The organism is Aeromonas sp. QDB23 (assembly GCF_027707745.1).
Taxonomy (GTDB): domain Bacteria; phylum Pseudomonadota; class Gammaproteobacteria; order Enterobacterales; family Aeromonadaceae; genus Aeromonas; species Aeromonas allosaccharophila.
The window spans coordinates 25,435-39,514 of sequence record NZ_JAPCJA010000008.1 but is presented as its reverse complement, the minus strand read 5'-3'; the positions used below and the strand labels follow the sequence as shown (position 1 = coordinate 39,514).

Annotated in this window: 11 protein-coding genes; 9 read left to right on the top strand and 2 right to left on the bottom strand. The window is 58.0% G+C overall.

The window, feature by feature from the left end; translation table 11 throughout:
• Window positions 1-159: 159 nt before the first annotated feature.
• Both glnD and map read right to left on the bottom strand, forming a co-directional pair.
• Entirely contained in the window at window positions 160-2,796 is a 2,637-nt protein-coding gene (gene glnD / locus PG888_RS05715) for a bifunctional uridylyltransferase/uridylyl-removing protein GlnD (protein ID WP_182939064.1), read from the bottom strand.
• 86 nt (window positions 2,797-2,882) lie between these two features.
• A complete protein-coding gene (map, locus tag PG888_RS05710; RefSeq protein ID WP_103251469.1) occupies window positions 2,883-3,671 on the bottom strand; it encodes a type I methionyl aminopeptidase in 789 nt (262 codons plus the stop codon).
• A gap of 371 nt (window positions 3,672-4,042) precedes the next feature.
• On the opposite strand from map, the gene rpsB reads away from it, so the two are divergent.
• The 9 genes from rpsB (at window position 4,043) to bamA (ending at window position 14,067) form a co-directional block, all read left to right on the top strand.
• Complete coding sequence (rpsB, locus tag PG888_RS05705; RefSeq protein ID WP_005303470.1) at window positions 4,043-4,771, top strand: 30S ribosomal protein S2; 729 nt, start codon at window positions 4,043-4,045, stop codon at window positions 4,769-4,771.
• 104 nt (window positions 4,772-4,875) lie between these two features.
• Window positions 4,876-5,757, top strand: a complete 882-nt coding sequence (gene tsf, locus PG888_RS05700; RefSeq protein WP_005338578.1) for a translation elongation factor Ts — start codon at window positions 4,876-4,878, stop codon at window positions 5,755-5,757.
• A 71-nt stretch (window positions 5,758-5,828) separates the two neighbouring features.
• A complete protein-coding gene (pyrH, locus tag PG888_RS05695; protein ID WP_005338577.1) occupies window positions 5,829-6,563 on the top strand; it encodes a UMP kinase in 735 nt (244 codons plus the stop codon).
• A gap of 101 nt (window positions 6,564-6,664) precedes the next feature.
• Window positions 6,665-7,222: a ribosome recycling factor gene (gene frr / locus PG888_RS05690; protein WP_005338576.1), complete on the top strand. Its 558-nt coding sequence runs from the start codon at window positions 6,665-6,667 to the stop codon at window positions 7,220-7,222.
• Window positions 7,223-7,294: 72 nt separating this feature from the next.
• The gene (gene uppS / locus PG888_RS05685; protein WP_042058437.1) at window positions 7,295-8,071 is read left to right on the top strand and encodes a polyprenyl diphosphate synthase; all 777 of its coding nucleotides are present in this window, start codon (window positions 7,295-7,297) and stop codon (window positions 8,069-8,071) included.
• Between the two features lie 27 nt (window positions 8,072-8,098).
• Complete coding sequence (locus PG888_RS05680) at window positions 8,099-8,956, top strand: phosphatidate cytidylyltransferase (RefSeq protein ID WP_033137949.1); 858 nt, start codon at window positions 8,099-8,101, stop codon at window positions 8,954-8,956.
• On the top strand, window positions 8,956-10,152 hold the full coding sequence (gene ispC, locus PG888_RS05675; protein WP_182939065.1) for a 1-deoxy-D-xylulose-5-phosphate reductoisomerase: 1,197 nt from the start codon (window positions 8,956-8,958) through the stop codon (window positions 10,150-10,152). Before PG888_RS05680 ends, ispC begins: the two co-directional genes overlap by 1 nt.
• Entirely contained in the window at window positions 10,152-11,504 is a 1,353-nt protein-coding gene (gene rseP / locus PG888_RS05670; RefSeq protein ID WP_182939066.1) for a sigma E protease regulator RseP, read from the top strand. The genes ispC and rseP overlap by 1 nt, the downstream gene beginning before the upstream one ends.
• A 34-nt stretch (window positions 11,505-11,538) precedes the next feature.
• Window positions 11,539-14,067: an outer membrane protein assembly factor BamA gene (gene bamA, locus PG888_RS05665; RefSeq protein ID WP_182939067.1), complete on the top strand. Its 2,529-nt coding sequence runs from the start codon at window positions 11,539-11,541 to the stop codon at window positions 14,065-14,067.
• The last annotated feature ends 13 nt before the right edge of the window (window positions 14,068-14,080 follow it).

The window sequence follows — 14,080 nt, the reverse complement described above, 5'->3', positions numbered from 1 at the left end:
AAAAATTCTGTTTGTTGTATCACACTTTTCCGACTGTTTTTAAGGGGTTGACCGGAATTCTTCCGGCCAGCGGCCATTTCTTCATCCGGTGTGCGCCAACCAGTTGTTTGGTATGGCAAAAAACGCCCGACAACCAGCCTCTTTCGAATCACTCTTCGCTTAATCCAGTACCGACTGCTGGGGATTGAGCTGGTGTACCAGTCGCTCTTCCAGCTGTTTTTGCTGCTCGGCGGTCAATGGCTCGCCATCGAGGCTGGTCAGGCTGAAAAAGTCCTCGACCCTCTCACCGAAAGTGGCGATTTTGGCGGCGTGCAGCGACAGTCCACACTGCTGGAAAACGGCACCGATCCGCGCCAGCAGGCCGGGGGTATCGAGGGCAGTCAGCTCCATCAGGGTGTGACGGCTCTCCCCTTTATGAGGCAGGAAGACTACCCGGGTCGGTACGCTGAACTGGCGGTGGCGCCGCGACAGCGGCTTGTTGCGCAGCACCAGCTTGCCCGGCTCCTGCAGCGCCTTCTCCAGCGCCTTCTTGATGGTGGCGGTGCGGTTGGGGCTGATGGGTTCGCCGCTCGGCTCCAGCACCACGAAGGTATCGAGCACATAGTTGCTGCGCGAGTTCATGATCTGGGCGTCGTGGATGTTGAGGTTCTTCTGATCCAGCGCCGAGGCGACGGTGGCAAACAGATTCGGGGTATCGCGGCAGTAGATAAACACCTCGCTGCCACCGCGGGTCGGGTGTTTGCCGATGATCACCAGCGGAGCCGGATTGTCGCCATGTTCGATGATGTGGCGGCAGTGCCAGGCGATCTGCTCCGGGCTGTGACGCAGGAAGTAATCGGCCTTGAAGTCGCCCCAGAGCTGGTTGATTGCCTCTTCCGATACATCCCGTTGCGCCAGCAGTTGCTTGGCCTGACGCTGGTTTTCGCGAATGCGCAGCCGCATGTCGGGCGGGTTCTCCAGCCCCTGGCGCAGCGCCTTCTGGGTGGCGAAGTAGAGCTCCCGCAGTAGTGTGCCCTTCCAGTCGTTCCACAGGGTATCGTTGGTGGCGCAGATATCGGCCACGGTAAGGCAGTAGAGCAGGTCGAGATGCTGCTCGTCGCGCACCTTCTGGGCAAAATCGGTGACCACGTCGGGGTCATAGATATCGCGGCGCTGGGCGGTGACCGACATCAGCAGATGGTGGCGCACCAGCCAGGCGACCAGTCGGCTCTCGTAGCGATCGAGACCGTGCAGCTGGCAGAACTCCAGCGCATCGACGGCGCCGAGTTCCGAGTGATCGCCGCGCCGCCCCTTGGCGATATCGTGAAACAGGGCGGCGATGCTGAGCAGCTCCGGTTTGCGCAGCCGGGTGAATACCTCGTGGCAGAGCGGGTGGCTCTGGCGACTGGCCGGATTGGGGAACTGATGAATGTTCTTGAGCAGCCGATGGGTGTGCTCATCTACCGTGTAGGCGTGGAACATGTCGAACTGCATCTGGCCGACGATCAGGTTCCATTGCGGCAGATAGGCCGCCAGAATGCCGTACTTGTGCATCAGGGTAAGCGGCAGGCCGATGCCGTTGGGGTGGCGCAGCAGCGCCATAAAGAGGCGACGGCAGTCAGGCAAGTCCTGCAACCAGCAGTTGAGTTTGCGGCGCGCCTCGCGCAGTTGGCGCAAGGTGGCCGAGTGGATGCCCGCAATCTCGGGATGCTGGGCCATCTGATAGAAGAGGCGCAGGATGGCGGACGGTTCACGGCTGAACAGCTCCGCATCCACCGCATCGATGAGGCGGCCACGGAGCTGGAACTCGTCGGAGAGGCGGCGCACATCCATTGCGGTGTTGCCGAGGATCGCCTCGTCAAACAGCTGCAGCAGCATCTCGTTGAGCTCCGAGACCCGCCGCACCGTCTGGTAGAAGCGCTTCATCATCTGCTCGACCGGAGTGTTGCCTTCCCCCTCGAACCCCAGCATCTGGGCCACGGTGCGCTGGCGATCGAACAGCAGGCGGTTATCTCCCTTGTTGATGGCCATATGCAGGGCAAAGCGCACCTTCCAGAGAAAATTCTGGCAGTCGAGCAGCTCACGATACTCGGCGCGGTTGAGAAAGCCGTGGCTGGTCATCTCGAACAAGGTGGTGGCGCCAAAGTGGCGGCGGGCGACCCAGGCGAGGGTTTGAATATCCCGCAGGCCACCCGGATTGCTCTTGAGATCGGGCTCCAGCTTGTAAGCGGTACCGAGAAACTGCTGATGACGCTCCGCCTGCTCCTGGCGCTTGGCGCGAAAGAAGGCTTCGCTCGGCCAGAAGTGCTGGGGGCCGGTGGCCTCTTTCAGTTGCCGGAAGCCTTCCTGGCGACCGGTGATGTAGCGGGCCTCAATGAGGTTGGTGGCGACCGTAATATCGGCGCGCCCCTGCTCGAGGCACTCCGCCACGTTGCGCACCGCCTGACCCACCTCCAGCTTGAGATCCCACAGCAAGGTGATGAACTCGCCGATCCGCAGCCCCAGCACCTCGTCCAGCTCGTCGCCGTCATAGAGGATCAGCAGGTCGATATCGGAGTGGGGGTGCAGCTCGCCGCGACCATACCCCCCCACCGCGATAAGCGTCAGGTCGCTCTTGTCGAAGCCGAACTTCTGCCACAGCCGGCAGAGCAGCTGATCCATGTACTCGGAGCGGGTGGCGACCAGCTCGATGATGTTGTCACCGGCATCGAAACGGGCGTGCAGCCAGCCGAGAAAGCGGCTCAGGTACTCTTTGCAGTTGTCGCGAGTGAGCTGGTCATCGGGTAACAAATGGGGGGAAAGCAGGCTGGCGTCCATGGCATCTCACACGCAAGTGGCAGGCAAACGGTTGAAACAGAAGTAAAAACCCCGGCGCTTTGGAAGTTCAGGGCCGGGGTTCGATGTTAGCTGTGTTTGATGAAGCGGTCGATAGTGTCATCGGGGCGCAGGGTGAGCACCTCGCAGCCATCCTCGGTCACCAGCAGGGTGTGTTCCCACTGGGCGGAGTCGCCGCCATCCTTGGTGGTCACGGTCCAGCCATCCTTCGGATTGACCTTGCAGTGATACTTCTTGCTGTTGACCATGGGCTCGATGGTGAAGCACATGCCCGCTTTCAGCTCCAGCTTGCCGCTGTTGCGGTAGTGGAGGATCTGCGGCTCTTCGTGGAACTCGGCACCGATGCCGTGACCGCAGTAGTCACGTACCACGGAGAAACCGGCCTTCTCGACGATGGGCTGGATGACGGCCCCAATCTCGGTGATGCAGGCCCCCGGACGCACCTTCTTGATGGCGGCGTAGAGGCTCTCTTGCGCAACCTTGCAGAGCTGGCGGCGCAGCGGGGTGGTTTCCCCCACGATGAACATGGCCGAGGTATCGCCGTGGTAGCCATCCTTGATGACGGTGATATCCAGGTTGATGATGTCGCCATCGCGCAGCTTCTTGTGATTCGGGATACCGTGGCAGATCACATCGTTCACCGAGGTGCAGATGGATTTGGGGAAGCCATGGTAGTTGAGCGGAGCTGGAACCGCCTGTTGTATGTCGACAATATAGTCGTGGCAGAGGGTGTTCAGTTCGTCAGTGGTGACGCCAGCTTTGACATGGGGCGCAATCATGACCAGCACATCGGCGGCCAATTGGCCGGCAACGCGCATCTTTTCAATCTCTTCCGGTGTCTTGATTTTAATGGACATGGGATCTCTCTTGCGGCCTGCCACTGGGCCTGCGAGGGCAGACAGGACAGGTAATGAAAAATAGATGCGTTTGCAATCAGGGCAAAATTTTATCCGCAACCCCTGCGTACTTCCAGTGTGATTGTCATCACAACGTCAAATCAGCGTCGCAGCATCCTCTGGCGGGATCCATATTTACACCTGTTTAGGGTGTCGGCCGGTGGTGTCCTGAACAAAGTTATGGTATAAAGCGCGCCGGAATGGGGAACTTGCGTCCCGATTTCATCACCCTTACTTAAACAACACACACACATCGACACATATGCCGGGGTGCCTTAACGGGTCGGTTATATGGGATGTGTGGAGGCCTAACCCCAATACAGAGGTATAAAATGGCTAAAGTTTCTATGCGCGACATGCTGCAAGCCGGCGTTCACTTCGGTCACCAGACTCGTTACTGGAACCCGAAAATGAAATCCTACATCTTCGGTGCCCGCAGCAAAGTTCACATCATCAACCTGGAAAAAACCGTTCCGATGTTTGACGATGCCATGAACTTCATCAGCTCCGTAGCTGCCAAGAAAGGCAAGGTACTGTTCGTTGGTACCAAGCGTGCCGCGTCTGAAGCCGTAAAAGAAGCCGCTGAGCGTTGCGACCAGTTCTATGTAAACCACCGCTGGCTGGGCGGTATGCTGACCAACTGGAAAACCGTTCGTCAGTCTATCAAGCGCCTGAAAGATCTGGAAACCCAGAGCCAGGACGGTACCTTCGACAAGCTGACCAAGAAAGAGGCGCTGATGCGTACTCGCGAAATGGAAAAGCTGGAGAAGAGCCTGGGTGGTATCAAGAACATGGGCGGCCTGCCTGACGTTCTGTTCGTTGTCGATGCCGACCACGAGCATATCGCTATCAAAGAAGCCAATAACCTGGGTATCCCGGTAGTTTCCATCGTTGATACCAACTCCAACCCGGACGGCGTTGACTATGTCATCCCGGGTAACGACGACGCTATCCGTGCCGTACAGCTGTACCTGAATGCTGCTGCTGACACCGTACTGGAAGCTCGCGCTCAGGACATCGTTGTTCAAGCCGAACAAGATGGCTTCGTTGAAGCTGAGTAATTGATAAGGACTGTAAAGCCCTTATTAACCAAGCTGATGTAATTGGTTAGCAGGGGCCCTTGTGGCCCCTGTTTCTTGTCAATTCAAGACCGAGGATACTGGACATGGCTAACGTTACTGCCGCCCTGGTAAAAGAACTGCGCGAGCGCACTGCCGCTGGCATGATGGATTGCAAAAAAGCACTGGAAGAAGCTGCTGGTGATATCGAGCTGGCAATTGAGAACATGCGCAAATCCGGTCAGGCCAAAGCCGCCAAGAAAGCTGGCCGTATCGCCGCTGAAGGCGTTATCTTTGCTCGCACCGAAGGCAACGTTGCCGTCATGATCGAGCTGAACAGCGAAACCGACTTCGTCGCCAAAGATGCCAGCTTCATGGCAATGGGCCAGAAGATCGCTGACATCGCTGCGACCCAGAAAATTGCTGACGTTGACGCGCTGAAAGCCGCTGACTTCGGTAACGGCGAATCCGTCGAGCTGACCATCACCAACCTGATCGCCAAGATCGGTGAGAACATGAACCTGCGTCGCGTGATGCTGGTTGAAGGTGACAACCTGGGTACCTACGTTCACGGTTCCCGCATTGGTGTTATCACCAAGCTGACCGGTGGTTCTGCCGAGCTGGCCAAAGATCTGGCCATGCACGTTGCTGCCAACAGCCCGCAATTCGTCAAGCCTGAAGACGTGTCTGCCGAAGTCGTTGCCAAAGAGCGCGAAATCCAGATCGACATCGCCATCAACTCCGGCAAGCCGAAAGAGATCGCCGAGAAGATGGTTGAAGGCCGCATGAAGAAGTTCACCGGTGAGGTTTCCCTGACTGGTCAACCGTTCGTGAAAGATCCTTCCATGACCGTTGCCGAACTGCTGAAGAAAGAAGGCGCTGACGTTGTCTCCTTCACCCGTTTCGAAGTGGGCGAAGGCATCGAGAAGCAAGAGACCGATTTCGCTGCTGAAGTTGCAGCCCAAATCGCGGCCGCTCAAAAGGCCTAATCGAACCGGTTTTTCCGTTTCCCCAGACCGCGACTTATGTCGCGGTCTTTATATGACCAGGAATCAGTGACATGAGTACCAATCCCAAACCTGCATACAGACGTGTTCTTCTGAAGTTGAGTGGTGAAGCCCTGCAAGGATCCGAGGGTTTCGGCATTGATCCGGCGGTGCTGGAGCGGATGGCCCAAGAGATCAAAGAACTGGTTGAGTTGGGTGTTCAGGTCGGTCTGGTCATCGGTGGCGGCAACCTGTTCCGTGGTGCCGGTCTTGCCAAAGCGGGCATGAACCGCGTGGTGGGCGACCACATGGGTATGCTGGCAACCGTGATGAACGGTCTGGCCATGCGTGATGCCCTGCATCGTGCTTATGTGAATGCCCGTCTGATGTCTGCCATCTCCCTGCAAGGCGTCTGCGACTCCTACAGCTGGGCCGAGGCAATCAGCCAGCTGCGTGCTGGCAAAGTCGTTATCTTCTCTGCCGGTACCGGCAACCCCTTCTTCACTACCGATTCTGCGGCTTGTCTGCGCGGGATCGAGATCGAAGCTGACGTGGTGCTCAAAGCCACCAAGGTTGATGGTGTATACAACGAAGATCCGGTCAAGAATCCGGATGCCGTGCTGTATCATGAACTGAGTTATGATGAAGTTCTTGAAAAAGAGCTCAAGGTGATGGATCTTGCTGCCTTTACCCTGGCACGTGACCATGATCTGCCGATACGCGTGTTCAACATGAACAAACCGGGTGCCCTGCGCCGGGTTGTCATGGGTGAACCGGAAGGCACTCTGATCCACCACGTTGGTAAATAAGATAAAAGTGAGCCACCTGGCGCTCTTATCCTATCCATCACGTCAGTAAATAAGATAGACACGGGCCGTGTAGCGGCTCGTTCGCCAAAAGGAAAACCACTGTGATCAACGAGATTAAAAACGACGCCAAGGACCGTATGGGCAAGAGCGTAGAAGCGCTCAAGACTCAAATGTCCAAGATCCGTACCGGCCGCGCTCACCCGAGCCTGCTCGACGGCATCCAGGTTGAGTATTACGGTGCTGCCACTCCGCTGAAACAGTTGGCCAACGTCGTGGCAGAAGATGCTCGCACCCTCTCCATCTCCATTTTTGACCGCTCCATGATCCAGGCGGTAGAGAAGGCGATCCTGACCTCCGATCTGGGCCTGAACCCGTCCAGCAATGGCCAGACCTTGCGTGTGCCGCTGCCGCCGCTGACCGAAGAGCGTCGTCGTGACCTGACCAAGATCGTCCGTGCCGAAGCTGAAAATGCCCGTGTTGCCGTGCGCAACATCCGTCGTGACGCCAACGCTGACCTGAAAGCGTTGCTGAAGGACAAAGAGATCTCCGAAGACGACGACCGTCGCGCCCAGGAAGAGATCCAGAAACTGACCGACTCCTACATCAAGCTGGTCGATGAGGCCCTTGCCGTAAAGGAGAAGGAGCTAATGGAAATCTAACCGTCTGAAAGGTATATTACGAGCGCCGTGTAGTGCCCCTGCACGGCGCTTTTGTCTTTGTGGGAGAATTACATGTCGCTTTTGGCTGCGTTGGGTGATTGTGCCAACTCGTCTTTACCCCGTCACGTCGCCATCATCATGGATGGTAACGGTCGCTGGGCCCAGAACCGAGGCAAGATGCGGGTTTATGGCCACAAGGCGGGCGTCAAGTCAGTGCGCGAGGCCGTTACCTTTGCTGCGCGTGCCAAGATCGAGGCATTGACCCTGTTTGCATTCTCCAGCGAGAACTGGCGCCGCCCGGAAGGGGAGGTCAGTGCCTTGATGGAACTGTTCATCACAGTGCTGGGTCGTGAGGTGCAGAAACTGCACAGCAACGGGATCCGGCTCAAGGTGATTGGCGATACTGCTCGCTTTAGTGAGCGTTTGCAGGCCAAAATTGCCAAGGCGGAAGCCTTGACCGCCAATAACAAGGGGTTGACCCTAAACATTGCGGCCAACTATGGCGGCCAGTGGGATATCGCCCAGGCGGCCCGCAAGCTGGCCAAAGCGGTCGCGGCCGGTGAACTGGCCGCTGACGACATTGATGAGTCCATGCTGACCCGCGAGGTTTGCATGGCCGATCTGCCACCCGTGGACCTGTTGATCCGTACCGGTGGCGATCATCGCATCAGCAACTTTGTGTTATGGCAGCTCGCCTATGCCGAGCTCTATTTTACCCCGGTATTGTGGCCCGATTTCAACGAGGCCGAGTTCAGTGAGGCTGTCGCCTCTTTCGTTGCCCGCGAGCGTCGCTTCGGTTGCACCGGTGAACAGATACGGGAATTGATCGCCGAGCAGCAGACCGGCTAAACCCCGCTCCCAAGAGAGAGGTTTCTTTTGCTAAAACAACGAATTATTACTGCTTTGATGTTGATCCCCCTGGTGTTGGGGGCGCTCTTCTTTCTGCCATTGAAATTTTTTGCCCTGTTGGCTGCGCTGGTGTTTTTGTTGGCCAGTCGCGAATGGAGTGGGTTTGTCTGTGCTGCCCCGCAGCAATGGTTGCCCATCGTATTTTGTCTGTTGCTCGGTGCCAGCCTCTTTTGGCTGCCGGTGGAGCAACTCTGGACGCCTCACCTGCACCCCCTGGTGATGGGCGTGCTCTGGACCGCGGTCAGCTGGTGGCTGCTGGGTCTGCTGCTGGTACTGCGCTATCCCCAGAGCGCCAAGCTGTGGAAAGAGTCCATCTGGCTCAAGTCGCTGTTTGGTCTGGTGACCCTGGTTCCCTTCTTCTGGTCGCTGGTCGCCATCCGTGGCTACAACTTTTACCATGACCCCATGATGGGCGCTTGGATCCTGTTGTTCGTGATGGGACTGGTCTGGGCGGCAGATTCTGGCGCGTATTTTTTCGGCAAGGCGTTCGGTAAACACAAGCTGGCGCCCGCCGTCAGTCCGGGCAAAACCATCGAAGGGATGTGTGGCGGCCTCTTTACCGCCAGCCTGCTGGCCATCGGTGTCACCTGGTCGATGGGATTTGTGCCTGCCAAGATGATCACCGTGCTGTTCTGCTCCCTGCTGGCGGTGCTTGCCTCTGTGCTCGGTGATCTGACCGAAAGCATGTTCAAGCGCGAAGCGGGCATCAAGGACTCCGGCACTCTGCTGCCGGGTCATGGCGGCATTCTCGACCGGATCGACAGCCTGACCGCCGCCCTGCCGGTGTTTCTGCTCAGTTATCTGCTACTCAGTCAGGAGTTTTGATGCACAAGTCACTGGTTATTCTGGGGGCCTCCGGCTCCATTGGTCAGAGTACCTTGAAAGTGCTGCGCCATAACCCGGGCAGTTGGCAAGTGTTGGCGTTGACCGCTGCCCGCAACGTGGATGCCATGTTGCGGGACTGCCTTGAATTCTCCCCCCGTTTTGCCGTGATGGTCGATGAGGAGGCCGCCCGTGAGCTGGCCGCCCGTCTGAAGGCGCACGGCAGTGCGACCCGGGTCATGTCTGGTGCTGCAGCCCTCTGCGAGGTGGCCGCTCACCCCGATGCCCATAGCGTGATGGCCGCCATCGTCGGCGCGGCCGGTCTGGCCCCGACCATGGCCGCGGTACGTGCTGGCAAGCGCATTTTGCTGGCCAACAAGGAGGCGCTGGTGATGTCCGGTGCTTTCTTCATGGATGCCGTGCGCGAGCATGGTGCCGAGCTGCTGCCCATCGACAGCGAACACAATGCCATCTTCCAGTGTCTGCCGACTGCCGTGCAGCGCCAGCCCGGTTTTTGCGATCTGGCGGCGGCGGGGATTAGCAAGATTTTGCTGACCGGTTCCGGCGGCCCGTTCCGTTACACCGAGATCAGCGAGCTGGCCAGGGTGACCCCGGCGCAGGCCATCGCTCATCCCAACTGGTCGATGGGGGCCAAGATTTCGGTCGACTCCGCCACCATGATCAACAAGGGGCTGGAGTACATCGAGGCGCGCTGGCTGTTCAATGCGGCGCCCGAGCAGATCCAGGTGGTGATCCACCCGCAGTCGGTGATCCACTCCATGGTGCAGTACAAGGATGGCTCCGTGCTGGCCCAGCTTGGCAATCCGGATATGTGTACCCCCATCGCCCATGCGCTGGCTTATCCCAATCGCATCCCCTCCAGTGTGGAACCTTTGGATTTCTTCAGTGTCGGAGAGTTCAGCTTTATCCGGCCTGATTACGATCGCTACCCCTGTCTGGCGCTGGCCATCAATGCCTGCCAGAAGGGACAAGCGGCGACCACTGCGCTCAATGCGGCCAACGAGGAGGCAGTTGCCGCTTTCCTGGCCGGGCGCATCGGCTTTATGGATATTGCCCGGATCAACGAGGCGGTAATGCTGGCGCTGGAGAGCAGCGCCGTCGGCTCCCTCGATGATCTGTTTGCCCTGGACGGTGCGGCAAGAGCCCGTGCTCACACTTTGATTGAGGAGCTTGGCTGATGGGCGGTGTGTTGTGGAATATCGGGGCCTTTGTTGTTGCACTGGGCCTGCTGGTCGCGGTGCACGAGTTTGGCCACTTCTGGGTGGCCCGTCGTTGTGGCGTCAAGGTTGAGCGCTTCTCCATCGGTTTTGGCAAGGCGATCTGGCGCCGGATGGGTAAGGATGGCACCGAATATGTGCTGGCGCTGATCCCCCTCGGTGGCTACGTCAAGATGCTCGATGGCCGGGTCGATGAACTCAAGCCCGGTGACGAGCAGTATGCCTTCAACCACAAGAGTGTCTGGGCGCGGATGGCGATTGTTGCCGCAGGTCCTATGGCCAACTTCGTCTTTGCCCTGTTTGCCCTCTGGCTGATGTTTATCATCGGGGTGCCGAGCGTCAAGCCGGTGATCGGTGAAGTGCGTCCGGCATCCATCGTGGCCGAGGCGGGTGTGCTGCCGGGGATGGAGATTGTCGGGGTCGGCGATGAGCAGACCGGTGACTGGGAGAGCGTCACTTACGCCCTTATCAGCCATCTGGGTGACGATGCTGTGACTCTCAAGGTGCAGGCCCCCAATACCAGCTACGCCACCGACAAAACCTTGTCGCTGACTGGCTGGACCTTCGATCCGGATAAAGAGTCGCCCATCGGCAGCTTGGGGATCGTCCCCCTGAGTGGCAAAGTGCTGCCAGTTGTGGCTGCCGTGGTGGCCAAGAGTGCCAGTGAAAAGGCGGGGCTGCAGGTTGGTGACCGCATCAAGCAGGTCGGAGATCAGCCAATTACCGCCTGGACCCAGTTTGTCGAACTGGTGCAGCAGGCACCGGGCGAACCCCTGCAAGTGGTGGTCGAGCGCAACAACAGTGATCTCAACGTGACCCTGACCCCTGATAGCCGCAAAGTGCAGGGCAAGCTGGTTGGATTTGTCGGCCTCTCGCCGCAACTGGTTCCATTACCGGATGAATATCGAATTCTGTTACAGTATGGGCCTTTGCAGGCGCTGTGGCAGGGGGCCGACAAAACCTGGAGCCTGATCACGCTCACCTTTGACATGATTGGCAAGCTGGTAGCTGGCATAGTGTCGCTGGATAACCTCAGTGGCCCCATCTCCATTGCCAAGGGCGCCGGCAGCAGTGCCGACTATGGTCTGGTCTATTTCTTGAGTTTTCTGGCGCTGATCAGCGTCAACCTGGGGATTATCAATCTGTTCCCCCTGCCGGTGCTCGATGGTGGCCATCTGGTCTATTTCCTGATCGAAGCGGTCACCGGCAAGCCGGTATCAGAGAAAATACAGGAAGTGGGTTTCAGGATCGGCGCCGCCATTCTGATGTTATTGATGGGCATTGCGCTGTTTAACGATTTCGCTCGCCTCTGAGGCCAGAGCATCAACAAGGACACATAAGAACAAAATGGCTGTTAAAAAAGCATTGGTGTTGAGTTGCCTGCTGGGTGCCAGTTTCCTGGCCCAGGCGGCCCCTGCCTCTTTTGTGGTGCAAGATATCCAGGTCGAAGGTCTGCAACGGGTGACCCTGGGTGCCGCACTGTTGAACCTGCCGATCCGGGTCGGTGATACCGTCGACTCCGTGGCTCTGGCCAGCGCCATCAAAAAGCTCTATGCCTCGGGTAACTTCGAGGATGTGAAGGTTTACCGTGACGGCCAGGTGCTGCAGGTGATGGTCAAGGAGCGCCCGACCATCTCCAGCATCGAGTTTGCCGGCAACAAGGATATCAAAGAGGAGCAACTGACCCAGAGTCTGGAGTCCTCCGGTATCCGTGTCGGCGACCCGCTGGATCGCACCGTGCTCACCTCCCTCGAGAAGGGACTGGAAGATTTCTACTATGGCGTGGGTAAATACTCCGCCAAGGTCAAGGCCATCGTCACCCCGTTGCCGCGTAACCGGGTCGACCTCAAGTTCACCTTCGTGGAAGGGGAAGCGGCCAAGATCCAGCAGATCAACATCGTCGGCAACAGCGTCTTCCCGGAAGACAAACTGATTGCCCAGCTCTCCCTGCGCGACGAAGTGCCCTGGTGGAACTTCACCGCCGATCAGCGCTATCAGAAGCAGAAGCTGGCCGGTGATATCGAGACCCTGCGCTCCTACTACATGGATCGCGGCTATATCCGCTTCCAGCAGGAGTCTACCCAGGTCTCCATGACCCCCGACAAGAAGGGCGTCTATGTCACTCTCAACATCAAGGAAGGGGATCAGTACAAGGTCTCCGGTGTCCAGCTCAAAGGCGATCTGATCGATCGCGGTGGCGAGATGAAGGGTTTGATCCCGATCGCTGCCGGCAGCACCTACTCCGCCAGTCAGGTGACCCATACCGAAGAGGTGCTCTCCAAGTTCCTCGGCCGTTACGGCTACGCCTATCCGAAAGTGGTCACCTTCCCGCAAGTCAATGACAAGACCAAGGAAGTGGAGCTGATCGTCAACGTTGAGCCGGGCCCCCGTGTCTATGTGCGCAACATCAATTTCAGCGGTAATGCCACCACCGAAGATCAGGTTCTGCGTCGCGAGATGCGTCAGATGGAGGGCACCTGGCTCTCCTCCGACAACATCGAGCAGTCCAAGAGCCGTCTCAACCGTCTTGGCTACTTCGAGAGCGTGGAAGTGGATACCAAGCGAGTGCCGGGCAACGATGATCTGGTTGACCTCGACTTCAAGGTCAAGGAACAGCCAGCAGGCTCCATCAACGCCGGTATCGGTTACGGCACCGAGTCAGGCCTGAGCCTGCAGGCGGGGGTCTCCCAGGACAACTTTATGGGTACTGGCAAAAAGGTCTCCATCAATGCCAGCACCAACGACTACTCCAAGAACGTTGACCTGAGCTACAACGACCCCTACTTCACCGTGGATGGTGTCAGCCTGGGTGGTCGGGTCTACTACAACCAGTTCCGCGCCGATGATGCCGATATCGTCGATTACGAGAACGAAACCATCGGTTTCCGTCTCTCCAGCGGCTTCCCGGTCAACGAGTTCAACCGTCTCGACTTCAGTACCGGTGTCGAGAGCACCAAGCTGAGTCGTCCGACTTTTAGCCCAACTAAGTACAACGAGTGTGTTGGTCCTGATGGTGTAGATGAGAACGACTACTGCTGGGATCAGTGGAACGATAACCGCCAGTCGGTGCAGATGGATCAGTTCTGGAATGCCTATTCACAGGATGGCGACAACCTCGACTTCGTGACCGTCGATGTGACCGCTGGCTGGACCCGCTCCACCCTGAACAAGGGGATGTTCCCGACCGCCGGTGATCGTCAGCGTGTCAACGCTAAGGTGACCGTACCTGGCATGGAGCTGCAGTACTACAAGCTCTCCGCCGAAGATGCCCACTACTTCCCGCTCGATGCGGACCACAACTGGGTGATGATCGGCAAGGGGCGCGTCTCCTACGGTAACGGCTATGGCGACGACTCAATGCTGCCGTTCTTCGAGAACTACTATGCCGGTGGTTTCGATACGGTTCGTGGTTTCAAGAGCAACACCATTGGTCCCAAGGCGATCTACAAGACCTACACCAAACCGGGCTCAGGGACTTGTACCGGCAATCAACCTTGCGAGACTGGCAGTTACGAGGGTTCTGATACCTCGGTGGGCGGCAACGCCCTGGCTGTTGCGTCACTGGAGCTGGTGTTCCCGACCCCGTTCGTTTCCGAGACCTATCGTCCGCAGATCCGTTCCACCATCTTTATGGATGCTGGTACCGTCTGGAGCACTGACTTTGCCAACGGGGCATATCCTTGCACTGATGGCGCAGACTGCAACTATATGAGTCAGGACTACTCCAACCCGGGCAATATACGGGTTTCTGCTGGAGTCTCCCTGCAGTGGCTCTCGCCGATGGGCCCGCTGGTGTTCGCCTTGGCCAAACCAATCAAGCAATACGAAGGGGATCGCACCGAGTTCTTCTCTTTCAACATCGGTCGTACTTTCTAAGCAGAGTATCGCC